Source organism: Streptococcus oralis (assembly GCF_001578935.1).
GTDB lineage: Bacteria > Bacillota > Bacilli > Lactobacillales > Streptococcaceae > Streptococcus > Streptococcus oralis_R.
Genome location: NZ_KQ969522.1, coordinates 1 through 24,661, shown reverse-complemented (window position 1 = coordinate 24,661; position 24,661 = coordinate 1). Strand labels below are relative to the sequence as shown.

The window sequence follows — 24,661 nt, the reverse complement described above, 5'->3', positions numbered from 1 at the left end:
TGGTGAGGGACGCAAGCAAACCGATGGTTTCATTGCTTATTTTTGAGCCTAGAGTCTCAAAAATCCCCTGTGATGGGACTGATAAATCAGTTCCATCACTTTCACCACGGCGAAAGAAGCGAATGAGTTCAAATTGAACTTCGTTTCAATTTGAACTGAAAATCAAAAAGTTTAAAAATAGCTAGGTCTGCTGGCCTAGCTTTTGGTTCAAAGTAGAGAAAGGAATATCATGGCAAATCATTTTCGTACGGATCGTGTGGGCATGGAAATCAAGCGTGAAGTCAATGAGATTTTGCAAAAGAAAGTCCGTGATCCGCGTGTCCAAGGTGTGACCATTACAGATGTTCAGATGCTGGGTGACTTGTCTGTTGCCAAGGTTTACTACACCATTTTGAGTAACCTTGCTTCAGATAACCAAAAAGCTCAAATCGGGCTTGAAAAAGCAACTGGTACCATCAAACGTGAACTTGGTCGCAATTTGAAATTGTACAAAATCCCAGATTTGACCTTCGTCAAAGATGAGTCCATTGAATATGGAAATAAGATTGACGAGATGCTACGCAATCTGGATAAGAATTAAGAAAGAGGGGGGACCCTCTTTTTTGGTGGTTGAAAATGATCAACATGAAAGATAATGGAAGAAGATACATGATAAGCGAAATTCTCTATTTAAAATGAAATCCAAGCAGAAAGTGCTTTTTTTTTTATAGGGAATATGATATGATAAGATGCGAAAAAAGAAATAGGGAGATAGAAATGGCTGAACAAGATGTAGCTATGCAAGTATTGCAACAAGTGGTGAAATTACCGGTTGTAAAGGTTGAACGATCAAAATTTTTAGTGGATAAGTTTTCTAAAGAATTAGATCCGAAGGATATTACAACATTATTGGAACAGGGTCCATCTAGTTTACTACCACAGGAAACTTTGGATAGAGTTGCAAATGCTTGTATTATGGATAATGTCTTGCTGGCTAGTGGGACATCGGTTTTAGCAGGTCTACCTGGAGGACTGGCTATGGCAATTACCATACCAGCGGATGTAGCCCAGTTTTATGCTTTTTCATTGAAATTAGCTCAAGAATTGGGATATATTTACGGTTACGATGACCTTTGGGCTTCTCGTGATGAATTGAGTGAAGATGCTCAAAACACGCTCTTGCTGTATCTCGGTGTAATGCTGGGGGTAAATGGTACAGCTGCATTGCTTCGAGCAGGAGGTGTTGCGGTTGCTAAGCAAGTGATGAAAACAGTTCCCCAGAAAGCCTTGACAAAGACCCTTTGGTATCCGATTTTGAAAAAAGTTTTGAAAATTTTTGGAGTCAACTTGACAAAAGGAGGTTTAGCCAAAGGAATGGGGAAAGTGATTCCTATCCTAGGTGGAGTCATTTCTGGTGGCCTAACCTTTGCGACCATGAAACCGATGGGAGAAAGATTGCAACAGGAATTGTCCAAGCTAGTCAACTACAATGAAGTGCAATATCAAAGAGACGTTGATACTATCCGAAAAGAGGTCGAAATCATCGAAGGAGAGTAATATGGGACTTATAAAAACTCTAGCTAAAACTTATGGGAATTACTTTTTCGTGATGCAAAGCGTCAAAGTTCTGAAGAACATGAAAAAAGATGACAATGCTCTAGTAGGTTCCGGGAAAGTACTGCTTGCTGACAAGCTGATGGATGTAGCCCAGTGGCTCGCAAAACCAGAGGATAAAGAATGAAAATCTTTTTGAGTATTTTTGTTTTACTTTTTATAAAACCAATTTTAGGTCTTATTAGGCTATTTTGGGAAATTCTAAAATTTTTCTTTCAAATAATTTTTTATAAAGCTGTTTTCAAAATTATTGATTGGATATTTAAGATATTATAAAACTATGTAGGCATATAGTTAAGGGCTATTTCGTTTTCATCAATTAATAAACCTTATTGCAAAGAAATAGCAATTTGTACGAAACTTAAATCACTACTGGTGCAGAGATTTCACCTCCAAAGAGGTTACTCCAAGGCAAATGAAAGAAACTAGCAGGAATTCCACTGCTAGTTTTTTAATCTCTTCCCATATGGTATAATATAAGCAGTAAAATCATTTTATACTCAATGAAAATCAAAGAGCAAACTAGGAAGCTAGCCGTAGGTTGCTCAAAACAGTGTTTTGAGGTTGTAGATGAAACTGGCGAAGTCAGTAACATATATACGGTAAGGCGACGCTGACGTGGTTTGAAGAGATTTTTGAAGAGTATTAGAACATACATGGAGGTCGTCATGGACAATATCATTGATGTGTCAATTCCCGTTGCAGAAGTGGTGGACAAGCATCCAGAAGTCTTGGAAATCCTAGTGGAGCTAGGTTTTAAACCACTTGCTAATCCCTTGATGCGCAACACTGTCGGTCGCAAAGTATCGCTTAAGCAGGGTTCTAAACTTGAAGGAACGCCTATGGACAAGATTGTCCGCACACTGGAAGCGAATGGTTACGAAGTGATTGGATTAGACTAATGGCAGATGAACGGATTCATATCCTACGGGATATTTTGTTAGAATTGCATAATGGTGCCTCTCCTGAGTCGGTTCAGGAGCGTTTTGATGCGACCTTTACGGGTGTTTCAGCTATCGAGATTTCCCTCATGGAGCACGAGCTGATGAACTCAGACTCAGGAGTTACCTTTGAAGATGTCATGGAACTCTGCGATGTCCATGCCAATCTTTTTAAAAACGCTGTTAAGGGCGTCGAAGTAGAGGATACCGAGCACCCAGGTCACCCAGTTCGCGTCTTCAAGGATGAAAATCTGGCTCTCCGTGCAGCTTTGATTCGCATTCGGAGGTTGTTAGATACCTATGAGTCTATGGAAGACGAGGAAATGCTGGCAGAGATGCGCAAGGGTTTGGTTCGTCAAATGGGACTTTTGGGGCAATTTGATGTTCACTACCAGCGCAAGGAAGAGCTCTTTTTTCCCATCATGGAGCGTTATGGTCACGATTCACCCCCTAAAGTCATGTGGGGAGTGGATGATCAGATCAGAGAACTCTTTCAAACAGCTCTAGAGACGGCTAAGGCATTACCAGAAGTGTCGATTAGCAGTGTAAAGGAAACTTTCGAAGCTTTTGCGACAGAGTTTGAAAGTATGATTTTCAAGGAAGAGTCTATCCTTCTCATGATTCTTCTTGAGTCCTTTACTCAGGATGACTGGATTCAGATTGCGGAGGAGAGTGATGCTTATGGCTATGCCATCATCCGTCCGTCTGAGAAATGGGTGCCAGAACGACAGAGTTTCGTTGAGGAAAAGAGTGCAGAGGATCCCGTGCAACTAGACACGGCTGAAGGTCAAGTTCAGCAAGTTATCGATACACCAGAAGGCCAGTTCACCATCACCTTTACCCCTAAGGAAAAGGAAGCGGTGCTGGACCGTCATAGTCAACAGGCTTTTGGCAATGGCTATCTCTCCGTCGAGCAGGCCAACCTCATCCTCAATCATCTCCCTATGGAGATTACCTTTGTCAATAAAGGCGACATTTTCCAGTACTACAATGACAAAACGCCAGCTGATGAGATGATTTTCAAACGGACACCGTCCCAAATCGGGCGTAATGTAGAACTCTGCCATCCGCCCAAGTACCTAGATAAGGTGAAGGCCGTTATGAAAGGTCTTCGTGAAGGGGTCAAGGACAAGTACGAGATGTGGTTCAAGTCAGAGTCGCGAGGCAAGTTTGTCCACATCACCTATGCCGCGGTACACGATGAAAACGGGGAATTCCAAGGCGTGCTAGAGTATGTTCAGGATATCCAGCCCTACCGTGAGATTGATACGGACTACTTCCGTAGATTAGAATAAGGAGAATCAATGAGTTACGAACAGGAATTTATGAAGGAATTTGAAGCTTGGGTTAATACCCAGATTATGATCAACGACATGGCGCACAAGGAAAGTCAAAAAGTCTACGAGGAAGATCAAGACGAGCGTGCCAAAGATGCCATGATTCGCTACGAGAGCCGTTTGGATGCCTACCAGTTCTTGCTTGGTAAGTTTGAAAATTTCAAGGCAGGCAAGGGATTCCATGATTTACCAGAAGGATTGTTTGGCGAGAGAAACTACTAATCGTTACAAATCAAAAAGTGCGTATGAACGCACTTTTTCTGTTTATACGTGATGTGTGTGTTTGGTGATCCATTGTTCCATTTTGATATGCAACCAGAATGAATAGATGCCCAAGGTGATGATGGTGAGCAAGAACCACTTGATCCAGTTCCCGAATAATTGAGAACCTGTTCCGTCAAAATAGAGGCGACGCCCATCGATGACAGTGTGCTTAACCTTCCAGTTTTGCATCATACAAACTGCCCATGGTGTAGCGATTCCAACAGTAAATCCCATGATAAGCATGGCTAGGATAGCATGTCCAACGTAGCTCAAAAGACCACCATCAAAGTAACTTTCGTTATTCATATTGTTCTCCTTATCAGCTTTTTACGTGAATCAGTCTTGCACATTACTGCATATTTTATCAAAAAGTCGAATTATTGTCAAATTAGTTTGAAAGGAAAAAACGGCTAGATTTTTAAGGGGAATCTTATTTCCTTTCTTGATTTTTTCCCAAAATCTTGATAGAATATCTTTATTAAATCCTTGTCAGAGCAGGGATTTTTTATTGAAAGGATTTTATCATGTCAAAGAAACTCCAACGTAAAAAACAATTGCGAAATAGCCTTCGTCGCTCAGGTGCATTTTCAAGTACGGTGACCAAAGTTGTCGAAGAGACCAAGAAAGTCGTGAAACACGCAGAAAAGTCTGCCAGCGAAGCAGGAAAAGTTGTCTCTAAAAAAGTGGAACAAGCAGTAGAAGCGACTAAGGAACAAGCTCAAAAGGTTACAAACTCCGTAGAAGAATTCGCAGCCAACCTAGGTGGACTTTCAGTCGACCGTGCCAAGACTTTCTACGATGAAGGAATCAAGTCTGCTGCTGATTTCAAAAATTGGACAGAAAAAGAACTCCTTGCCTTGAAAGGAATCGGCCCAGCTACCATTAAGAAATTAAAAGAGCACGGAATCAGCTTCAAGTAATCTTTCTTGTCCCTTGCATTTCCGTGAAAAACCTGTTACAATAGAGCCATCAGAGGTGTTTTGAATCCCACATTTTACAGAAAGTGGCGGTGCTGAGAAGTCCACAAATGTGTCAAAACTGGTTGCTGATGGATAAAAAATGAAATAATATTGTCTTTTTATTATAAAGACGAGAGTTGCGGGCTCTGCCCGAAATTGGGTGGTACCGCGGATAAACACATTCGTCCCTGTCATAGTTATGGCAGGGATTTTCTATATCTTTTAAAGAACTAAGACCGAAGGTCGCAGGTGAATTTAGAGATATTGATGCAGACGGAGCGAAAGTGAGGTCTACGTTCATATCAAAGGAGGTTTTCATGAAGCAATCCTTTAAAACCAGTAAGCTCTACTATGGTTTTCCTATCTTTATTTTAGGCTATCAGGACCAGAACTTTGGTCACAATATTACGACCTGCAGTTCCTCTTATAGCCTAGGAGATTGGCTAGTCATCGGTGTCGGTGCTGAGGAAAATGCAGCTGAGCAAATCAAGCATTATCAACAGTTCACCGTGAACATACCTGATGAAAACCTCATGCTCGAAATGGAGCAGGCTGGTTTTATTAGCCATCGAGAAAAGTTGGGACACTTGGGGCTAGACTATGAGATTTCTGAACAGACGCAGGCACCAATTTTAAAGGCCTGTCCAGTCGTATTGGACTGTCAGGTAGATAGGATTATCGAGGAAGATGGCATCTGTCATATCTTTGCTAAGATTCTTGAGCGACTTGCTGATCCTGAGCTCTTGAATGACAAGGGGCATTTTAAAAATGACCGTTTTTCGCCAACTTACTTTATGGGGGACGGCCACCAGCGCGTTTATCGTTATTTAGATGATCGTGTCGATTCTATGGGGAGTTTTATAAAGAAAGCGAGGAAGAAGAATGACAGGAGCAACATTACCTGAACGAATCGAGACCGAGCGTCTGGCCTTGCGAGTCCGAACAGTGGATGATGCAGTGGATATCCATGCCTACGCTAGTCTCCCAGAGGTCGCCTATCCAGCAGCATTTCACCCAGTCAAGACCTTGGAAGATGAGATTTATTATCTGGAGCACATTCTTCCCGAGCGCAATCAAAAGGAAAATCTCCCAGCTGGCTACGGGGTTGTCGTCAAAGGGACTGACAAAATCGTTGGCTCTGTTGATTTCAACCATCGGCATGAAGATGATGTCCTAGAAATCGGCTATACCTTACACCCAGACTATTGGGGCCGAGGTTATGTACCAGAAGCGGCGCGGGCTTTGATTGATCTAGGTTTTAAGGATTTGGGGCTCCACAAGGTAGAACTGAAATGTTTTGGCTACAATGTCCAAAGTCAACGTGTCGCTGAGAAGCTTGGCTTCACTCTTGAAGCTCGCATAAGGGACCGAAAAGATACCCAAGGAAACCGCTGTGACAGTCTGATATATGGCTTGCTGAAGAGTGAGTGGGAATGCAATGACAGGCATTTTAAAATCTAAGGAGTTTTTGTTTTGATAGTAGCTTCAGAATTGTTAGCTTTAAGCCTATATAAATTTGATGAACTGCCTAAAGGAAGAAAAAAAGATGTAGAGTATTATGAAAAAAATAGAACTTACTATATTCCTTCTAAAGGGGATGTTCATTTATATAGAACATTAGATGAAGACTATCTAGTAGTCAATAAAGATTTGTGGTCGAATTCTAAAATAAAAGAAATTTATGGTAATAGAGTGTATAGAACAAATGATGATAGTTTTGATACTCTATTATGTAGTATTTTAACTAAGTTATCACTTAAGAACGGCTTTTCTACATTTTCTACAGATAGTTTGCTTAAACTTATTACTAGTTTTAACTCAATTCTCGAAAAATGGGATTACAATGTTTGGAAATTTTATCATTGGCTATTGTTTGTTGATGATTTTTTGGATATAAAATTTGATGATTCATTATTGAAAACTATTAAGTTTTTTAATGTAGTCGAATTATTAATTTTCAATAAATCCAAAAATAACACAGAAAACTGTAAAGATATTTTACCTCAATTCTTACTTATAGATAAGCCAGAACAGCTTTATATTTGGCCATGTTTTCTATTAGAAAATTATCAACCAACTAGAGATAAGAGCGAAGAAATATGTGAAAAAATCGCTATTATTCGTAATAAGGTTACGCATAATGATTTTCAAAAGGTTTTTGAATCGCTAGAAGGACTATTTAGTCAAAAATCACTCACTGAAGATGCAGAGTCTAATGGAAATTTTGATCAAGTTAGATTATATAATATGATTTTGGATACTATTATAGTAAATATTGTTGAAATGTTAATTAATTCTCCACAAGAGGTTTTAAATTTAAGTAATTAACTAGAAAGGACACACATATGTCTAAACAACTTTCACCGAAATACAATCCAGCCGAGGTTGAGGCTGGTCGTTACCAAAAATGGCTTGATGCCGATGTTTTCAAGCCTTCAGGCGATAAAAAGGCTAAGCCTTATTCAATCGTCATTCCACCACCAAACGTAACAGGGAAACTCCACCTTGGTCACGCTTGGGATACAACGTTACAGGATATCATCATCCGTCAAAAACGTATGCAAGGTTTTGATACACTTTGGCTTCCAGGGATGGACCACGCGGGGATTGCGACTCAGGCTAAGGTTGAGGAGCGCTTGCGTGGTGAGGGCATTAGCCGTTATGACCTTGGTCGTGAAAAATTCCTGGATAAAGTCTGGGAATGGAAAGACGAATATGCGACGACCATCAAGGAGCAGTGGGGCAAGATGGGGCTCTCTGTAGACTACTCTCGTGAGCGTTTCACTCTTGATGAAGGCTTGTCAAAAGCGGTTCGCAAGGTCTTTGTGGACCTTTACAAGAAAGGCTGGATCTACCGTGGTGAGTTTATCATCAACTGGGACCCGGCAGCTCGCACAGCCCTTTCTGATATCGAGGTCATCCACAAGGATGTCGAAGGTGCCTTCTACCACATGAACTACATGCTAGAAGACGGCTCACGCGCCCTTGAAGTTGCGACAACTCGTCCTGAGACCATGTTTGGGGACGTTGCGGTTGCGGTCAATCCAGAAGACCCACGCTACAAGGACTTGATTGGTAAAAATGTTATCCTTCCAATCGCTAATAAATTGATTCCAATCGTTGGGGATGAACACGCAGATCCTGAGTTTGGTACGGGTGTCGTGAAAATCACGCCTGCCCATGATCCAAACGACTTCTTGGTCGGTCAACGCCACAACTTGCCACAAGTCAACGTCATGAACGACGACGGAACAATGAACGACTTGGCCTTCGAATTTGCAGGTATGGATCGTTTCGAAGCTCGTAAGGCAGTCGTTGCTAAGTTGGAAGAAATCGGTGCCCTCGTTAAAATCGAAAAACGTGTCCACAGTGTTGGTCACTCAGAGCGGACTGGCGTTGTGGTTGAGCCACGCTTGTCTACGCAATGGTTCGTCAAGATGGATCAATTGGCGAAAAATGCCATTGCCAACCAAGACACAGATGACAAGGTAGAATTTTACCCACCTCGTTTCAACGATACCTTCCTCCAATGGATGGAAAATGTCCACGATTGGGTAATCTCTCGTCAGCTCTGGTGGGGTCACCAAATCCCTGCTTGGTACAATGCTGAGGGTGAAATGTACGTCGGTGAAGAAGCTCCAGAAGGTGACGGATGGGCTCAGGACGAAGACGTCTTGGATACATGGTTCAGTTCTGCCCTTTGGCCATTCTCAACTATGGGCTGGCCTGATGTCGACTCAGAAGACTTCAAACGTTACTTCCCAACTTCAACCTTGGTAACAGGTTACGACATCATCTTCTTCTGGGTGTCTCGTATGATCTTCCAATCTTTGGAATTCACAGGCCGTCAGCCATTCCAAAACGTTCTTATCCACGGTCTCATTCGTGATGAGCAAGGACGCAAGATGTCTAAATCTCTCGGTAACGGGATTGATCCAATGGATGTTATCGAGAAATATGGTGCCGATGCCCTTCGTTGGTTTCTTTCAAACGGTTCTGCACCAGGTCAAGACGTGCGCTTCTCTTACGAGAAAATGGATGCTTCTTGGAACTTCATTAACAAAATCTGGAACATCTCTCGCTACATCCTCATGAACAACGAAGGTTTGACCATTGAGCAAGCAACTGCCAATGTCGAAAAAGTTGCCAACAAGGAAGCTGGAAATGTCACTGACCACTGGATTCTCCACAACCTCAATGAAACTATCGGAAAAGTCACTGAAAACTTTGATAAGTTTGAGTTTGGTGTGGCTGGACACATCCTCTATAACTTCATCTGGGATGAATTTGCGGACTGGTATGTTGAGTTGACTAAGGAAGTCCTTTATAGCGATAATGAAGAAGAGAAAGTCATCACACGTTCTGTTCTCCTTTATACTTTGGACAAGATCCTTCGTCTCCTTCACCCAATCATGCCATTCGTGACAGAGGAAATCTTTGGACAAATCTCAGAAGGCTCTATCGTTACAGCGGAATACCCAACTGTCAACCCAGCCTTTGAAGACTTTGCTGCCCACACTGGTGTGGAAAGCCTCAAAGACTTGATCCGTGCCGTTCGTAATGCGCGTGCGGAAGTAAACGTAGCACCAAGCAAGCCTATCACCATCCTTGTTAAGACCAGCGATAGTGACTTGGAAGCCTTCTTTAACAGCAATGTCAACTACATCAAACGCTTCACAAATCCAGAACACTTGGAAATCGCATCAACCATCCCTGCACCTGAGCTCGCTATGTCAAGTGTCATCACAGGAGCAGAAATCTACTTGCCCCTCGCAGACCTCCTCAATGTCGAAGAAGAATTGGCTCGTCTCGACAAAGAACTGGCTAAATGGCAAAAAGAACTGGATATGGTCGGTAAGAAGCTCTCTAACGAACGCTTCGTAGCTAATGCCAAACCAGAAGTCGTCCAAAAAGAACGCAACAAACAAGCCGACTACCAAGCAAAATACGATGCGACCGTAGCTCGTATTGATGAGATGAGGAAGTTGGTGAAATAAACACACAAACACGGTGATAAACCGTGTTTTTTTGGTATAATGAAAATATTAAAACAATAGAAAAGAGAAGGTCTATGCCAGAAGGCGTCACTTTATTTCAAGATACCTTGATCAAATCTTTAAAGTTTGGATTTATTGATAATATTAAATTTCAAGAAGGGGGATACTCTCCTCAAATTTTAATTAATGACCCAGAGTCCAAGCGATATGTATTGAAGGATATTCAAGAAGAATTATCAAAATGCCAAGCCTTTTATATTTCGGTAGCATTTATTACCCAATCAGGAATTGCTCTGATAAAATCCCAATTATCAGATTTAATGGATAAAGGAATAGAAGGTAAAATTCTTATATCTCCTTATCTTGATTTTAATGATCCGGTTGCCATGCAAGAATTACTCAAGTTGAAAAATGTTGAAGTTCGACTTACTCCAGAGAGTCTGCAGATGCACGCTAAGTTTTATCTTTTTGAACATCAGGGGAAACAGGTTCTTATTTCTGGAAGTTCAAATTTAACTCATAATGCATTGAAAATCAATTACGAGTGGAATATTAAGTTGACATCAACTTACAATGGAGAGTTAATTCAAGCTACTAAAAAAGAGTTTAAAAAAATTTGGGAAAAGTCGGATGTTTTAACTACAGAAAAGATTGATTCTTACGCTAGAAAGCGTCAGAAAACAATTCGAGTGGACCAGATTCGAGAAGAGGAAATAGCAGAATATCAGGTTACAAGTATTGAACCTAATAAGATGCAAAATGAAGCACTGAAAGGTCTGCAGGCTATTCGCGATTCAGGGAAAAAGAAAGCTTTAGTTATCAGTGCTACAGGGACAGGAAAAACATATTTATCAGCTTTTGATGTTCAACAATTTGAGCCGAAAAGAATGCTCTTTATCGTTCATAGGGAGCAAATTCTTCAAAAGTCTTTAAAGGATTTTCAAAAGGTTTTACAGTTCCCGGAATCAGAAGGTTTGATTTATCATTCTGGTGCTGATTTGACAAATAAGAAATACATTTTTGCTACGATTCAAACTTTGTCACGTGATTATCATTTGAATCTATTTTCAGAAGATTATTTTGACTATATTTTAATTGATGAGGTTCATAAAGCTGGAGCTGATTCATACAAAAAAGTGATGGCACATTTTCATCCTGAGTTCTTTTTAGGAATGACTGCAACTCCCGAACGAACTGATGGGCAAAATATTTATGAACTGTTTGATTATAATATCGCCTATGAAATTCGTCTGCAGGATGCTCTTGATAATGATATGCTTTGTCCATTTATTTATTTTGGGGTAAAGGATATTGAGATAGATGGACATCTAATCGATGAGAAGACAAATATATCAAACTTAACATCTAACGAACGAGTTAAACATATTCTACAAAAGATTGATTTTTATGGAGTAAGTGGTGAAAAAGTAAAAGGATTGATATTCTGTTCCTCTAAACAGGAAGCGCATGAACTCGCTTCAAAATTGAATCAGAATGGGAAAGTTTGTAGGGCTCTAACAGGCGATGATAATATTGAAACACGAAATGAAGTCGTTTCTCAACTTGAAAAAGGAAAACTAGACTACATTTTGACAGTGGATATTTTTAATGAAGGTATTGATATTCCTTCTGTCAACCAGGTAGTCATGTTAAGAAATACTCAGTCTAGTATTGTTTTTGTTCAACAACTAGGGCGTGGTCTTCGTAAACATGAGAGTAAAGAATACGTCACGATCATTGATTTTATTGGTAATTATAAAAATAACTATTTGATTCCAATTGCTTTATTTGGAGATAAATCAATGAATAAAGATAATTACCGAAGAGAGCTAAGAGAACCCAATATTTTAAATGGTCTAACAACTATCAATTTTGAAGAGGTTGCTAAAGAACAAATCTTTAAGTCTATTACTAATATAAATCTTTCCAATCGAGCTATCCTAAAAGAGGCCTATATGGAAACAAAGAACCGCTTGGGACGTACTCCGAATCTCAGTGATTTTTTGGAACTAGATAGTCTAGATCCCTATGTTTTCTTTGATACTTTTAATCATTATGGAGAGGTTATTGCTTCCTTTGAAAAAGAGGATCGGTTTATTAAAATTCCTGAATTAAATGGTTTTCTAACTTTCCTCTGCAAAGAACTATCTAATGGTAAACGAAAAGAAGAACTCTATCTTTTAAAAATATTACTAGAAAAAGGAAAGATTTCCCAATCTGAATTTAAACAAATCTTAACAATGAAGCAATTAGGATCCTCCGAACAGTTATTTAAATCTATCGAAAACTGTTTAGACTATAACTTTTTCGTTAAAAGAGATCAAGAAAAGTATGGTTTGTCAGCCTTAAGCATTGAAGATGACACTTATCAACTAGCAACAGATTTCACTCAATTTCTTACAGAGGAATACAAAAAATTTATCTTAGACATCATTCAGACTGGTCTAGAGCGATCTCAAAAATATCCGCAGGAACCATTGACAATAGGTGAAAAATACTCTCGAAAAGATGCTGTGAGACTTCTTAACTGGGACAAGGATGAGAGTTCTACTGTATATGGATACAAGGTCAAACATGGAACGTGTCCTATCTTTGTAACTTATCATAAGGATGACGATATTACAGAAACAACCCAGTATCAAGATGGATTCTTATCCAACAAAGTCTTTCATTGGTATTCTCGGAGCAATCGAAGCTTTAAGTCTAAAGAAGTTGCTGATATTATGCAATCTAATCAAACCGGTTTGGCTCTTCATCTCTTCGTAAAAAAAGAAGACGGTGAGGGAAGTGATTTCTATTATCTAGGGCCAGTTAGTTATTTGGAAGATAGTGCTACTGAAACTAGGATGCAGGATGGAAAAACTCCTGTAGTTACAATGAATTTTGAATTAGCCAATGAGGTTTCTTCCGCACTTTATGATTATTTGACAAAAAAATAAGAGAATAATCTCTTATTTTTTGTTTAATAATTCTACAGCTGGACGATCTACTGGAGCCCAGTTGAGAGTATCTAGTTCATTGGGAGCTAACCAAGTTGAATTTTGGTGTTCAAGCAACTCTAGTTTCCCTGATATTAGCTTTGCATGATAGGTCTTCATGACAACTGTCCCAAAATTATAATCATATGAAGCTTCATTGATGTAAGAAACAATCTCAATTTCAGAATTTAGTTCTTCTTTAATTTCACGGACTAAAGCTTGTTCAGGAGATTCTCCTACTTCTAATTTCCCACCTGGAAATTCCCAAAAACCTCCTAAACTTTTACCTTCAGGTCTTTGTGCACAGAATATTTTTCCATCTCGTTCTATAGCCGCTGCAACAACATTTATTATTTTTTTTGACATAAGCTACCTCCAAGTAATATTTTAACAAATATTTTTAAATTTACCATGTGTTAAAATCAATTGATTTTTACTTAATAAATCATAGATAAATCTATTTTAACCTTTGACTATTCCGCAAAATTATCGTACAATAAAGAGTACATGATAAAATGAGGTCAGAGTCTGTTCGCTCTGGCGATAGTAGTAAAAATGAGGAGAAACGCTTTGGAATTAGAAGTATTTGCTGGGCAAGAAAAAAGTGAACTATCTATGATTGAGGTAGCGCGTGCTATCTTGGAACTTCGTGGTCGCGATCATGAGATGCATTTTAGCGATCTTGTAAACGAAATTCAAAACTACCTTGGAACATCAAACAGCGATATCCGCGAAGCTTTGCCTTTGTTCTACACAGAGTTGAACTTTGATGGTAGCTTCATCTCACTTGGAGACAACAAATGGGGGCTTCGTTCATGGTATGGTGTGGACGAAATCGACGAAGAAATCATCGCTCTTGAAGAAAGTGACGACGATGAAGTAGCACCAAAAGCTAAGAAGAAACGTGTCAATGCCTTCATGGATGGTGATTCAGATGCTATTGACTACAATGCGGATGATCCAGAAGACGAAGATGCATACGAAGCAGATCCAGCTCTTTCATATGATGATGAAAATCCAGATGATGAGAAAAATGAAGTGGAAGCTTACGATGCAGAAATCAACGAAATCGCTCCTGATGACTTGGGTGAAGACGTGGATCTTAACGAAGAAGACGACGAGTTTTCTGACGATGATGCTGAAACGAGTGAAGAAGAGTAAAAGACTTCACAGAGGAGATCGTCTGATCTCCTTTTTTGTTGCTAGAGCAGGTCATCCGTTGGGATGCGGATCTTTATACTCTTCGAAAATCTCTTCAAACCACGTCAACGTCTCCTTGCCGTATATATGTGACTGACTTCGTCAGTCTTATCTACAACCTCAAAACAGTGTTTTGAGCAACCTGCGGCTAGTTTCCTAGTTTGCTGATGATTTTTATTGAGTATTAGTTGGTTTTCTGAAAATAATCTCCTTTTTTCATCTTTTACCAATTCGGGTTGACAAATGTTCTGCTTTAAGGTATTATATTGTTCGGGCACCTCTTTTAGAGGTCGGGGCTCCCTAGTTACTAGGGAGCTATTTTTATTTTTCAGGAAGTTTTCTTGAAAAGTCGTTATTCATAAGGGTCTTGTTTTCAATCTCCCCTCGTAGTTAACAAGGCCTTGAGCATTTTAGAAAGAGGAATCTATGTCTACGAAATATATTTTTGTAACTGGTGGTGTGGTGTCGTCTATTGGGAAAGGGATTGTCGCAGCAAGTCTGGGCCGTCTCTTGAAAAATCGTGGTCTCAAAGTAACCATTCAAAAGTTTGATCCTTACATCAATATCGATCCAGGAACCATGAGCCCTTACCAGCACGGGGAAGTCTTTGTGACAGATGATGGGGCTGAGACTGATTTGGACTTGGGTCACTATGAACGTTTCATCGATATCAATCTCAACAAATATTCCAACGTAACAACTGGTAAAATCTACAGTGAAGTTCTTCGTAAAGAACGCCGTGGCGAGTACCTTGGTGCAACTGTTCAAGTCATTCCTCATATCACAGATGCTTTGAAAGAAAAAATCAAGCGTGCTGCTGTAACGACTGACTCGGATGTCATTATCACAGAGGTTGGTGGAACTGTTGGGGATATCGAGTCCTTGCCATTCCTAGAGGCCCTTCGTCAGATGAAGGCAGATGTGGGGGCAGATAATGTCATGTATATCCATACAACCTTGCTTCCTTATCTAAAGGCTGCTGGTGAAATGAAAACTAAGCCAACTCAACACTCTGTAAAAGAATTGCGTGGTTTGGGAATCCAGCCAAATATGTTGGTCATTCGTACAGAGCAACCAGCTGGTCAAGGTATTAAAAATAAACTAGCACAGTTCTGTGATGTAGCTCCAGAAGCTGTTATCGAGTCTTTGGATGTCGAACACCTTTACCAAATTCCATTGAACTTGCAGGCACAAGGCATGGACCAAATTGTCTGTGACCATTTGAAACTAGATGCACCAGCAGCGGATATGACAGAGTGGTCAGCCATGGTGGACAAGGTCATGAACCTCAAAAAACAAGTCAAAATTTCCCTTGTTGGTAAGTATGTGGAGTTACAGGATGCCTACATCTCTGTGGTTGAAGCCTTGAAACACTCTGGTTATGCCAACGACGCAGAAGTGAAGATTAATTGGATAAATGCCAATGATGTGACAGCAGAGAATGTAGCAGAGCTCTTGTCTGAAGCGGACGGAATCATCGTGCCAGGCGGTTTCGGTCAACGTGGTACGGAAGGAAAAATTCAAGCCATCCGCTATGCGCGTGAAAATGATGTCCCAATGTTGGGAGTCTGCTTGGGAATGCAGTTGACTTGTATCGAGTTTGCTCGTCACATTTTGGGTCTTGAAGGTGCCAATTCAGCAGAGCTTGCACCAGAAACAAAATACCCTATCATTGATATCATGCGCGATCAGATTGATGTTGAGGATATGGGGGGAACCCTTCGCTTGGGACTTTATCCATCTAAGTTGAAACGTGGTTCTAAGGCAGCAACTGCTTATCACAATCAAGAAGTGGTGCAACGCCGTCACCGTCACCGTTATGAGTTTAACAATGCCTTTCGTGAACAGTTTGAGGCAGCAGGCTTCGTCTTTTCAGGAGTTTCTCCAGACAATCGTTTGGTAGAAATCGTTGAGATTCCTGAGAATAAATTCTTTGTGGCTTGTCAGTATCACCCTGAACTTTCCAGCCGTCCAAACCGTCCAGAAGAACTCTACACTGCCTTTGTCACTGCAGCGGTTGAAAATAGCAATTAGAAAAATTCGAACCTTTGAGAAGAATCTCAGAGGTTTTTTATTCATTTAGAAAAGTCTTGCTAACTCAGGCGCTTGATAATAAGAATCAGAACTCTTTTTCCTTCACCGAGGGAAGAGGAGTTTTACTTGTTTTTCTGCTACTTCCTCATTTGTCCTAGAGCCCTTTTTGTGTTACAATGAATGGTATGAAAGCTAAGAAATTATGGATGACTGGCTTGACTGTGGCTGGTCTAAGTGCCCTCGCTTTGGGTGCCAAAAAAGCAGCAGATAACCACAAACTCATGAAGACTCAGGAAGAGTTGACAGCGATTGTACGAGACTATTTCTCAGATATGGGTGAGATTGCGACTCTCTATGTTCAAGTCTACGAAAGTAGCCTAGAGCGACTCGTCGGAGGAGTCATTTTCGAGGATGGCCGTCATTATACCTTTGTCTATGAAAATGAAGACCTAGTCTATGAGGAGGAAGTCTTATGATTACTCCAAATAGTATAGAAGAACTTGCAGGTTTTGTTGAGCAAGATGGCAAGAAGGTCTTCCTTTTTGTGGCAGACTGGTGTGGCGATTGTCGTTATATCTATCCTGCCTTGCCAGAAATTGAGGAGACCAATCCAGAGTTCACCTTTATTCGAGTGGACCGTGACCAGTACATGGATCTGGCCAAACTCTGGGATGTGTACGGCATTCCTAGCCTTGTTGTGCTAGAAAAGGACAAGGAAATCGGCCGATTTGTCAATCGCGACCGTAAAAGCAAGGAACAGATTAATGACTTTTTAGCAGGACTGAAGTAGGAGAAAAGGAAAGAATGATTTTTACATATAACAAAGAATATGTCGGAGATGTCCTTATGGTCATCATTAAAAATAGCGGAGATGCTAAACTAGATGTGGAGCGCAAAGGCAAGGTAGCCCGTGTTTTTCTCAGAGAGAATGGAGAAACAGTAGCTTGGAATATTTTCGAAGTTTCAAGTTTATTTGCAATTGCAGAGCGCGGTCAAATCTTTTTGACAGATGAGCAAGTAGAACGTTTGAACCAAGAATTGCAGGCGGAAGGCTTTGTGGAAGAAATTATCAACGACAAAGAGCCCAAGTTTGTTGTCGGTGAAATTGTCGAGATGGTAGCTCATCCTGATAGTGACCACCTCAATATCTGCCAAGTTGCAGTCGCAAGTGACAAGATCGTGCAAATCGTTGCAGGAGCACCCAATGCGCGTGTTGGGTTGAAAACCATTGTCGCTCTTCCTGGAGCGATGATGCCAAAAGGCAACCTCATTTTCCCAGGTGAACTTCGTGGTGAAAAGAGTTTTGGCATGATGTGTAGCCCTCGTGAATTGCATTTGCCAAATGCTCCACAAAAACGTGGGGTTATTGAATTATCAGAAGACCAAGTTGTCGGAACTCCATTTGACCCAGCCAAACACTGGACTGCCTAGGAAATTGTCAGTATTTAATAGACCAGATAGGGGGATAAGATGGCGAAAAATGTAGTGATTACAGGAGCGACCTCAGGAATCGGTGAAGCGATTGCGCGTGCTTATCTGGAGCAGGGGGAGAATGTCGTTCTAACAGGGCGACGGACAGACAGACTAGAGGCCCTCAAGTCAGAGTTTGCAGCAACCTATCCAAATCAAACAGTTTGGACCTTTCCACTGGATGTCACGGATATGGCTATGGTAAAGACTGTCTGCTCCGATATTCTAGAAACGATAGGGCAGATTGATATCTTGGTCAATAACGCTGGACTAGCTCTTGGCTTGGCTCCCTACCAAGACTATGAAGAATTGGATATGCTGACCATGTTGGATACCAATGTCAAAGGTTTGATGGCAGTCACTCGCTGTTTCTTGCCAGCAATGGTCAAAGCCAATCAGGGTCATATTATCAACATGGGGTCAACCGCAGGAATCTATGCCTATGCTGGGGCAGCTGTTTACTCAGCCACCAAGGCTGCTGTCAAGACTTTTTCAGATGGTCTGCGAATTGATACCATTGCAACGGCTATCAAGGTGACCACCATTCAACCAGGGATTGTCGAAACAGATTTCTCTACAGTTCGTTTTCATGGTGACAAAGAGCGAGCTGAGGCGGTCTATCAGGGAATAGAAGCCCTACAAGCACAAGACATCGCAGATACGGTGGTCTATGTGACCAGTCAGCCCCGTCGTGTGCAGATTACAGATATGACCATTATGGCCAATCAACAGGCGACAGGTTTCATGGTTCATAAAAAATAAAGAATTTTCTCGAAAAGTTACAAATTTCTGTAACTTTTTTTGATTTCCTGCGAATAGATAAGTAGGAGGAAGAAAATATGTATAATAAAGTTATTCTTATTGGACGTTTAACGTCTACACCAGAATTGCACAAAACCAACAATGACAAGTCAGTAGCGCGTGCAACTATCGCTGTGAACCGTCGTTACAAAGACCAAAATGGCGAACGTGAAGCTGACTTTGTCAATCTTGTTCTTTGGGGAAAATTGGCTGAAACCTTGGCAAGCTACGCAACTAAAGGTAGTCTTATCTCTGTGGATGGAGAACTTCGTACCCGTCGCTTTGAGAAAAATGGCCAGATGAACTATGTGACTGAAGTCCTTGCCACAGGATTCCAACTTTTGGAAAGCCGAGCCCAACGTGCTATGCGTGAAAATAACGCAGGACAGGATTTGGCAGATTTGGTTTTGGAAGAGGAGGAATTGCCATTTTAAGCATTGAAAAGTCTGAGTTGGTCTCAGGCTTTTTATCTTGAGAAAGTCAGACTTTTTTCTTGACTATTTCTGACCAAGTGATACAATAGAACTATGAATTAGCACTCAGATATAAAGAGTGCTAATAATATGTAGTTTATCATGGAGGAAAACAGATGTTGAAACCATTAGGAGACCGTGTGGTCTTGAAAATCGAAGAAAAAGAACAAACTGTTGGAGGCTTTGTCCTTGCAGGCTCAGCCCAAGAAAAAACAAAAACAGCCCAAGTTGTAGCTACTGGACAAGGTGTTCGTACCTTGAACGGTGACTTGGTAGCTCCAAGCGTTAAGCCTGGAGACCGTGTCTTAGTTGAAGCTCATGCAGGTATTGATGTCAAAGAAGACGATGAAAAGTACATCATCGTTGGCGAAGCTAACATTTTGGCTATCATTGAAGAATAGAAGGAGAAAGTAAGTATGTCAAAAGAAATTAAATTTTCATCTGATGCTCGTTCAGCTATGGTCCGTGGTGTCGATATCCTTGCAGATACTGTTAAAGTAACTTTAGGACCAAAAGGTCGGAATGTTGTGTTGGAAAAATCATTTGGTTCACCTTTGATTACCAATGACGGTGTGACCATTGCCAAAGAAATCGAGTTGGAAGACCATTTTGAAAACATGGGTGCCAAATTGGTATCAGAAGTAGCTTCAAAAACAAATGATATCGCAGGTGACGGGACTACGACTGCAACTGTTTTGACCCAAGCAATTGTCCGTGAAGGAATTAAAAATGTCACAGCAGGTGCTAATCCAATCGGCATTCGCCGTGGGATTGAAGCAGCAGTTGCCGCAGCTGTAGAAGCCTTGAAAAACAATGCCATTCCAGTTGCTAATAAAGAAGCCATCGCTCAGGTTGCTGCCGTATCTTCTCGTTCTGAGAAAGTCGGCGAATACATCTCTGAAGCTATGGAAAAAGTTGGCAAAGATGGTGTCATCACCATCGAAGAGTCGCGTGGTATGGAAACAGAGCTTGAAGTTGTTGAAGGAATGCAGTTTGACCGCGGTTACCTATCACAGTACATGGTGACAGATAGCGAAAAAATGGTGGCTGACCTCGAAAATCCTTACATTTTGATTACTGATAAGAAGATTTCAAATATCCAAGAAATCTTGCCCCTCCTAGAAAGCATTCTTCAAAGCAATCGTCCACTCTTGATTATTGCAGATGATGTAGATGGCGAAGCTCTTCCAACACTTGTATTGAACAAGATTCGTGGAACCTTCAATGTCGTAGCTGTCAAAGCTCCAGGTTTTGGTGACCGTCGCAAAGCGATGCTTGAAGATATCGCCATTTTGACAGGTGGAACAGTCATCACAGAAGCTCTTGGTCTTGAGTTGAAAGATGCTACTATTGAGGCGCTTGGTCAAGCAGCGAGAGTAACTGTGGAAAAAGATAGCACTGTTATCGTAGAAGGTGCTGGAAATCCTGAAGCGATTTCTCACCGTGTTGCAGTTATCAAGTCTCAAATCGAAACTGCAACTTCTGAATTTGACCGTGAAAAATTGCAAGAACGCTTGGCAAAATTGTCAGGTGGTGTCGCAGTGATCAAGGTCGGTGCTGCAACTGAAACGGAGTTGAAAGAAATGAAACTCCGCATTGAAGATGCCCTCAACGCTACTCGTGCAGCCGTTGAAGAAGGAATCGTTGCAGGTGGTGGAACTGCTCTTGCCAATGTCATTCCAGCCGTAGCTGATTTGGAATTGACAGGAGATGAAGCAACAGGACGTAATATTGTTCTCCGTGCCTTGGAAGAACCTGTTCGTCAAATCGCTCACAATGCAGGATTCGAAGGATCTATTGTCATCGATCGTTTGAAAAATGCGGAAGTTGGTACAGGCTTCAACGCAGCGGCTGGCGAGTGGGTCAACATGATTGAAGAAGGAATCATTGACCCAGTTAAAGTGAGCCGTTCTGCCCTTCAAAATGCAGCCTCTGTAGCCAGCTTGATTTTGACAACAGAAGCAGTCGTAGCCAATAAACCGGAACCAGCATCCCCAGCTCCAGCAATGGATCCAAGCATGATGGGCGGGATGATGTAAAAACACTTATAAAAAACACAAAAGGAGGGAACATACATCCCTCCTTTTAAGGTTTTCTCTTCTAAATAGATTTGAGCTCTCCTAACTTATATGATAAAATAAGACTAGAAGAAGGAGAAGAACATGATCGATGTAGAAGAAATTCTGAGCAAGATGAATCCCAATCAGAAGATTAATTATGACCGTGTTATGCAAAAAATGGTTCAAGTTTGGGAGAAAAATGAGCAACGTCCCACTATTCTCATGCATGTTTGCTGTGCTCCTTGTAGTACCTATACCTTAGAATATCTGACTAAGTATGCAGATGTGACCATCTATTTTGCCAATTCCAATATCCATCCTAAGGCAGAATACCACAAGCGAGCTTACGTCACCAAGAAATTTGTCAGTGATTTCAATGAGCGAACAGGAAATACGGTCCAGTATTTAGAAGCCCCATATGAACCAAATGAATACCGGAAGTTAGTCAGAGGACTGGAAGAAGAACCTGAAGGCGGTGACCGTTGCAAGGTTTGTTTTGACTACCGTCTGGACAAAACAGCGCAAGTGGCTATGGACTTGGGCTTTGACTACTTTGGTTCAGCTTTGACCATCAGTCCTCATAAGAATTCTCAAACCATCAACAGCATCGGAATCGATGTACAAAAGATTTACACCACCCACTATCTTCCAAGTGATTTCAAGAAAAATCAAGGCTACAAGCGCTCGGTGGAGATGTGCGAGGAGTATGATATCTATCGTCAATGTTATTGTGGATGCGTCTATGCAGCTCAGGCTCAGAATATTGATTTGGTTCAGATTAAGAAGGATGCCACGGCTTTCTTGTTGGATAAGGATGTTGAAAAAGACTATTCTCATATCAAGTTTACTGTCACTAAATTAGATATATAGAAATTAACCCAGCTTCCAGGCTGGGTTTTTCAAATAAAAAACCAGGGCTCTCACCCCGGTTTGACAACTTTACCGATTCTTTAGTTCTATGTAGCGTTTGTACCAAATGTTGACATAGGCCTCTGAGAAAGGACCGCGTCCATTGTTAATCCACTCAACAAGGATTTTAACATGCTCTTTCAAAATATAGTCTAAATCATCAGAATACTTCATTTTGCGTTTATGGCGTTCATATTCTTCAACGTCCAAGAGACGCTTTTCACCATCAGTGAAGACCTTAACATCCAAATCATAATCAATGTATTTCAGGGCTTCCTCATCTAGATAGTAGGGGCTGGCCATATTGCAATAGTAGGAAATTCCATTATCGCGAATCATGGCAATGATATTAAACCAATATTTTTTGTGAAAGTAAACAATAGCCGGTTCTCGAGTCACCCAACGACGACCGTCACTTTCGGTAACAAGTGTGTGGTCGTTGACGCCAATAATAGCGTTCTCTGTTGTTTTTAGTACCATGGTGTCCCGCCAAGTACGGTGAAGACTCCCATCATGCTTATAACTTTGAATTGTAATAAAGTCGCCTTCTTTTGGAAGTTTCATAACTAACCAACTTTCTACAATTTATAAGTTTATCGTCTACTATTATATCATAAATTGGTCTATTTTTTTTGAATTTTACTTGAAAATGTTAAAGATATTCTCTGAGAGCGCTGGCTATATCCGAAAAATCATAGCCTTTTCGAGCCAAAACTTGGGTTAAACGCTGTTTAAGTTCGTATCCTTCATACTTTCGAGCATACTTAGCATATTGTTTGTCTAGCTCTTTAAAAATGAGTTCTTGAGTCGTTTCTTGGTCGACTTGACTGTCCAAGTCGTCAAAGGCATTCTTAGCATCAGAATAGGAGAAGCCTTTGTTCGTTAAGTTTTGGATAATCTTATCTTGCAAGGCACGAGCGGGAAGCTTTCCCGTGTATTTTTTTAGAAGTTTCTCCGCCACACGTTGAGCAACCTCCGAAAAATCAAATTCTTTCAGGGTAACTTCTATAGTAGATTTTGAAATCCCTTTTTGTGCTAGTTTCTGAGTCAGTATATAAGGTCCCTTGTCTCCTGAAAGTTGATTGGCATTGATGATAGAGTAGGTATACTGACGATCATTAATCCAGTTATCTTCTTTAAGATTAGCAATAACTTGACTAGTGATTTTTTTATCAAGATCATACTTTTTCAGATACTCACGAACTTCCTTTTCGGTTCGAGCTTTAAATGATAGATGGTAGAGGGCGAGATTTTTACCATAAGAGAACTGGGCAAAGTCCTGAATCTCGGTCAATTCTTCCTTGCTAATGACCTTATCTTTAGACAACATAAAACGGACAATGGTATCCTCCGTGATATAAGAGGTTTGCTGTCCATCTAACTCCATCAAGTAAAGACGTTTTTTCTTTTCAAGTTTTGTGATTTTCATAGTTCTATTATACCCTAAAATGTGATAAGATAGGGGTATGAATCTGAAAATCAAACAAAAAATACCTTTAAAAATCAAGCGGATGGGTATCAATGGTGAGGGAATCGGTTTCTACCAGAAAACTCTCGTTTTTGTGCCAGGCGCCCTCAAAGGAGAAGATATCTATTGTCAGATTACTTCTATTAAACGTAATTTTGTTGAAGCAAAATTACTAAAGGTTAATAAGAAGTCGAAATTTCGAGTCGTACCGGCTTGTACGATTTATAATGAATGCGGAGGGTGCCAGATCATGCACCTCCACTATGATAAACAGTTAGAGTTCAAAACGGATTTGCTTCATCAAGCCCTGAAAAAATTTGCCCCTGCAGGATATGAAAACTATGAAATCCGTCCAACTATCGGAATGCAGGAACCAAAGTACTACCGTGCTAAGCTTCAATTTCAGACTCGAAAATTTAAAAATCAGGTCAAGGCAGGTTTGTATGCGCAAAACTCTCATTACCTCGTAGAGTTGAAAGACTGCTTGGTGCAAGATAAGGAAACCCAAGTGATAGCGAATCGCCTAGCTGAACTTCTTACTTGCCACCAAATTCCAATTACAGATGAGAGAAAAACGCTTGGTGTTCGCACTATCATGATACGTAGAGCAAGAAAAACGGGGCAAGTTCAGATAATCATTGTCACGAATCGCCAGCTTAATTTGAATCAACTAGTCAAAGACCTAGTCAATGATTTTCCAGAAGTTGTCACGGTTGCTGTCAATACAAATACAGCAAAAACAAGTGAAATCTATGGTGAAAAGACGGAAATTATCTGGGGCCAAGAGAGTATTCAAGAAGGAGTACTGGACTATGAGTTTTCTCTCTCGCCCCGAGCTTTTTATCAGCTTAATCCGGAGCAGACAGAAATTCTCTATAGTGAAGCAGTTAAGGCTCTGGATGTCAGTAAAGAAGACCATCTGATTGATGCCTATTGTGGTGTTGGTACGATTGGATTTGCCTTCGCAAAGAAGGTCAAGAGTCTCAGAGGAATGGATATTATTCCAGAAGCCATTGAAGATGCCAAGCGAAATGCTAAAAAAATGGGATTTGACAATACCCATTACGAAGCTGGAACAGCTGAAGAGATTATTCCACGCTGGTATAAAGAAGGCTACCGAGCAGATGCCCTGATAGTCGACCCTCCTCGTACAGGCTTAGATGATAAGCTGTTGGAA

At 40.8% G+C, this 24,661-nt stretch carries 27 protein-coding genes; 23 read left to right on the top strand and 4 right to left on the bottom strand.

Translation table 11 applies throughout. The features are described 5' to 3' along the window. Positions 1-229: 229 nt before the first annotated feature. The 6 genes from rbfA (at position 230) to SORDD15_RS06545 (ending at position 4,093) form a co-directional block, all read left to right on the top strand. Entirely contained in the window at positions 230-580 is a 351-nt protein-coding gene (gene rbfA, locus SORDD15_RS06570; protein WP_001273601.1) for a 30S ribosome-binding factor RbfA, read from the top strand. Between the two features lie 176 nt (positions 581-756). Continuing rightward, positions 757-1,536 carry a hypothetical protein gene (locus SORDD15_RS06565; protein ID WP_061415766.1) on the top strand — a complete coding sequence of 260 codons (780 nt, stop codon included), beginning with the start codon at positions 757-759 and terminating at the stop codon, positions 1,534-1,536. A gap of 1 nt (position 1,537) precedes the next feature. After that, positions 1,538-1,720 (top strand): hypothetical protein, encoded by a 183-nt coding sequence (locus tag SORDD15_RS06560; protein WP_061415764.1) that lies wholly within the window; start codon positions 1,538-1,540, stop codon positions 1,718-1,720. Between the two features lie 541 nt (positions 1,721-2,261). Beyond that, a complete protein-coding gene (locus SORDD15_RS06555) occupies positions 2,262-2,495 on the top strand; it encodes a DUF1858 domain-containing protein (protein WP_000368739.1) in 234 nt (77 codons plus the stop codon). Beyond that, positions 2,495-3,829 (top strand): DUF438 domain-containing protein, encoded by a 1,335-nt coding sequence (locus SORDD15_RS06550; RefSeq protein ID WP_061415762.1) that lies wholly within the window; start codon positions 2,495-2,497, stop codon positions 3,827-3,829. Before SORDD15_RS06555 ends, SORDD15_RS06550 begins: the two co-directional genes overlap by 1 nt. A gap of 9 nt (positions 3,830-3,838) precedes the next feature. After that, on the top strand, positions 3,839-4,093 hold the full coding sequence (locus SORDD15_RS06545; RefSeq protein WP_000119707.1) for a DUF1912 family protein: 255 nt from the start codon (positions 3,839-3,841) through the stop codon (positions 4,091-4,093). Between the two features lie 42 nt (positions 4,094-4,135). On the opposite strand, the gene SORDD15_RS06540 is transcribed toward SORDD15_RS06545, so the two are convergent. Beyond that, complete coding sequence (locus tag SORDD15_RS06540; protein WP_001058555.1) at positions 4,136-4,441, bottom strand: DUF898 family protein; 306 nt, start codon at positions 4,439-4,441, stop codon at positions 4,136-4,138. A gap of 218 nt (positions 4,442-4,659) precedes the next feature. On the opposite strand from SORDD15_RS06540, the gene SORDD15_RS06535 reads away from it, so the two are divergent. The 6 genes from SORDD15_RS06535 to SORDD15_RS06510 all read left to right on the top strand — a co-directional run bounded on the left by SORDD15_RS06535 (position 4,660) and on the right by SORDD15_RS06510 (position 13,030). Continuing rightward, complete coding sequence (locus tag SORDD15_RS06535; RefSeq protein ID WP_061415761.1) at positions 4,660-5,055, top strand: helix-hairpin-helix domain-containing protein; 396 nt, start codon at positions 4,660-4,662, stop codon at positions 5,053-5,055. A gap of 356 nt (positions 5,056-5,411) precedes the next feature. After that, positions 5,412-5,999, top strand: a complete 588-nt coding sequence (locus tag SORDD15_RS06530; protein ID WP_061415759.1) for a flavin reductase family protein — start codon at positions 5,412-5,414, stop codon at positions 5,997-5,999. After that, positions 5,977-6,555 carry a GNAT family N-acetyltransferase gene (locus SORDD15_RS06525; RefSeq protein ID WP_061415757.1) on the top strand — a complete coding sequence of 193 codons (579 nt, stop codon included), beginning with the start codon at positions 5,977-5,979 and terminating at the stop codon, positions 6,553-6,555. Before SORDD15_RS06530 ends, SORDD15_RS06525 begins: the two co-directional genes overlap by 23 nt. Positions 6,556-6,567: 12 nt before the next feature. Then, positions 6,568-7,422 carry a hypothetical protein gene (locus tag SORDD15_RS06520; RefSeq protein WP_061415755.1) on the top strand — a complete coding sequence of 285 codons (855 nt, stop codon included), beginning with the start codon at positions 6,568-6,570 and terminating at the stop codon, positions 7,420-7,422. 17 nt (positions 7,423-7,439) lie between these two features. After that, entirely contained in the window at positions 7,440-10,091 is a 2,652-nt protein-coding gene (locus tag SORDD15_RS06515; RefSeq protein ID WP_061415753.1) for a valine--tRNA ligase, read from the top strand. 74 nt (positions 10,092-10,165) lie between these two features. Beyond that, positions 10,166-13,030: a DEAD/DEAH box helicase gene (locus SORDD15_RS06510; protein ID WP_061415752.1), complete on the top strand. Its 2,865-nt coding sequence runs from the start codon at positions 10,166-10,168 to the stop codon at positions 13,028-13,030. 12 nt (positions 13,031-13,042) lie between these two features. Here the strand turns inward: SORDD15_RS06510 and SORDD15_RS06505 are convergent, their stop codons facing one another. Then, positions 13,043-13,435 carry a (deoxy)nucleoside triphosphate pyrophosphohydrolase gene (locus SORDD15_RS06505; RefSeq protein ID WP_061415750.1) on the bottom strand — a complete coding sequence of 131 codons (393 nt, stop codon included), beginning with the start codon at positions 13,433-13,435 and terminating at the stop codon, positions 13,043-13,045. Between the two features lie 204 nt (positions 13,436-13,639). Here SORDD15_RS06505 and rpoE point away from each other — a divergent pair, with 204 nt between their 5' ends. From rpoE to SORDD15_RS06450, 10 genes are all read left to right on the top strand, one after another. Beyond that, positions 13,640-14,230, top strand: a complete 591-nt coding sequence (rpoE, locus tag SORDD15_RS06500; RefSeq protein WP_000418415.1) for a DNA-directed RNA polymerase subunit delta — start codon at positions 13,640-13,642, stop codon at positions 14,228-14,230. Between the two features lie 465 nt (positions 14,231-14,695). Then, positions 14,696-16,303: a CTP synthase gene (locus SORDD15_RS06490; RefSeq protein ID WP_061415746.1), complete on the top strand. Its 1,608-nt coding sequence runs from the start codon at positions 14,696-14,698 to the stop codon at positions 16,301-16,303. A gap of 176 nt (positions 16,304-16,479) precedes the next feature. Then, positions 16,480-16,779, top strand: a complete 300-nt coding sequence (locus tag SORDD15_RS06485) for a DUF4651 domain-containing protein (RefSeq protein ID WP_061415744.1) — start codon at positions 16,480-16,482, stop codon at positions 16,777-16,779. Beyond that, the gene (locus SORDD15_RS06480; protein WP_061415742.1) at positions 16,776-17,093 is read left to right on the top strand and encodes a thioredoxin family protein; all 318 of its coding nucleotides are present in this window, start codon (positions 16,776-16,778) and stop codon (positions 17,091-17,093) included. Before SORDD15_RS06485 ends, SORDD15_RS06480 begins: the two co-directional genes overlap by 4 nt. Positions 17,094-17,107: 14 nt before the next feature. Next, on the top strand, positions 17,108-17,734 hold the full coding sequence (gene ytpR, locus SORDD15_RS06475) for a YtpR family tRNA-binding protein (RefSeq protein ID WP_061415740.1): 627 nt from the start codon (positions 17,108-17,110) through the stop codon (positions 17,732-17,734). Positions 17,735-17,773: 39 nt separating this feature from the next. After that, complete coding sequence (locus tag SORDD15_RS06470) at positions 17,774-18,535, top strand: SDR family NAD(P)-dependent oxidoreductase (protein ID WP_061415738.1); 762 nt, start codon at positions 17,774-17,776, stop codon at positions 18,533-18,535. Positions 18,536-18,612: 77 nt separating this feature from the next. Beyond that, the gene (locus SORDD15_RS06465; protein ID WP_000282436.1) at positions 18,613-19,008 is read left to right on the top strand and encodes a single-stranded DNA-binding protein; all 396 of its coding nucleotides are present in this window, start codon (positions 18,613-18,615) and stop codon (positions 19,006-19,008) included. Between the two features lie 155 nt (positions 19,009-19,163). Continuing rightward, the gene (gene groES, locus SORDD15_RS06460; protein ID WP_061415736.1) at positions 19,164-19,448 is read left to right on the top strand and encodes a co-chaperone GroES; all 285 of its coding nucleotides are present in this window, start codon (positions 19,164-19,166) and stop codon (positions 19,446-19,448) included. Positions 19,449-19,463: 15 nt separating this feature from the next. Continuing rightward, positions 19,464-21,086 (top strand): chaperonin GroEL, encoded by a 1,623-nt coding sequence (groL, locus tag SORDD15_RS06455; RefSeq protein WP_061415732.1) that lies wholly within the window; start codon positions 19,464-19,466, stop codon positions 21,084-21,086. Between the two features lie 123 nt (positions 21,087-21,209). Then, positions 21,210-21,977, top strand: a complete 768-nt coding sequence (locus tag SORDD15_RS06450; protein WP_000567566.1) for an epoxyqueuosine reductase QueH — start codon at positions 21,210-21,212, stop codon at positions 21,975-21,977. Between the two features lie 69 nt (positions 21,978-22,046). Here the strand turns inward: SORDD15_RS06450 and SORDD15_RS06445 are convergent, their stop codons facing one another. After that, a complete protein-coding gene (locus tag SORDD15_RS06445) occupies positions 22,047-22,580 on the bottom strand; it encodes a nucleoside tri-diphosphate phosphatase (RefSeq protein ID WP_061415731.1) in 534 nt (177 codons plus the stop codon). Positions 22,581-22,668: 88 nt separating this feature from the next. Next, the gene (recX, locus tag SORDD15_RS06440) at positions 22,669-23,445 is read right to left on the bottom strand and encodes a recombination regulator RecX (protein ID WP_061415729.1); all 777 of its coding nucleotides are present in this window, start codon (positions 23,443-23,445) and stop codon (positions 22,669-22,671) included. 37 nt (positions 23,446-23,482) lie between these two features. On the opposite strand from recX, the gene rlmD reads away from it, so the two are divergent. Beyond that, on the top strand, positions 23,483-24,661 hold a 1,179-nt coding region (gene rlmD, locus SORDD15_RS06435), incomplete at its 3' end, for a 23S rRNA (uracil(1939)-C(5))-methyltransferase RlmD (protein ID WP_061415727.1).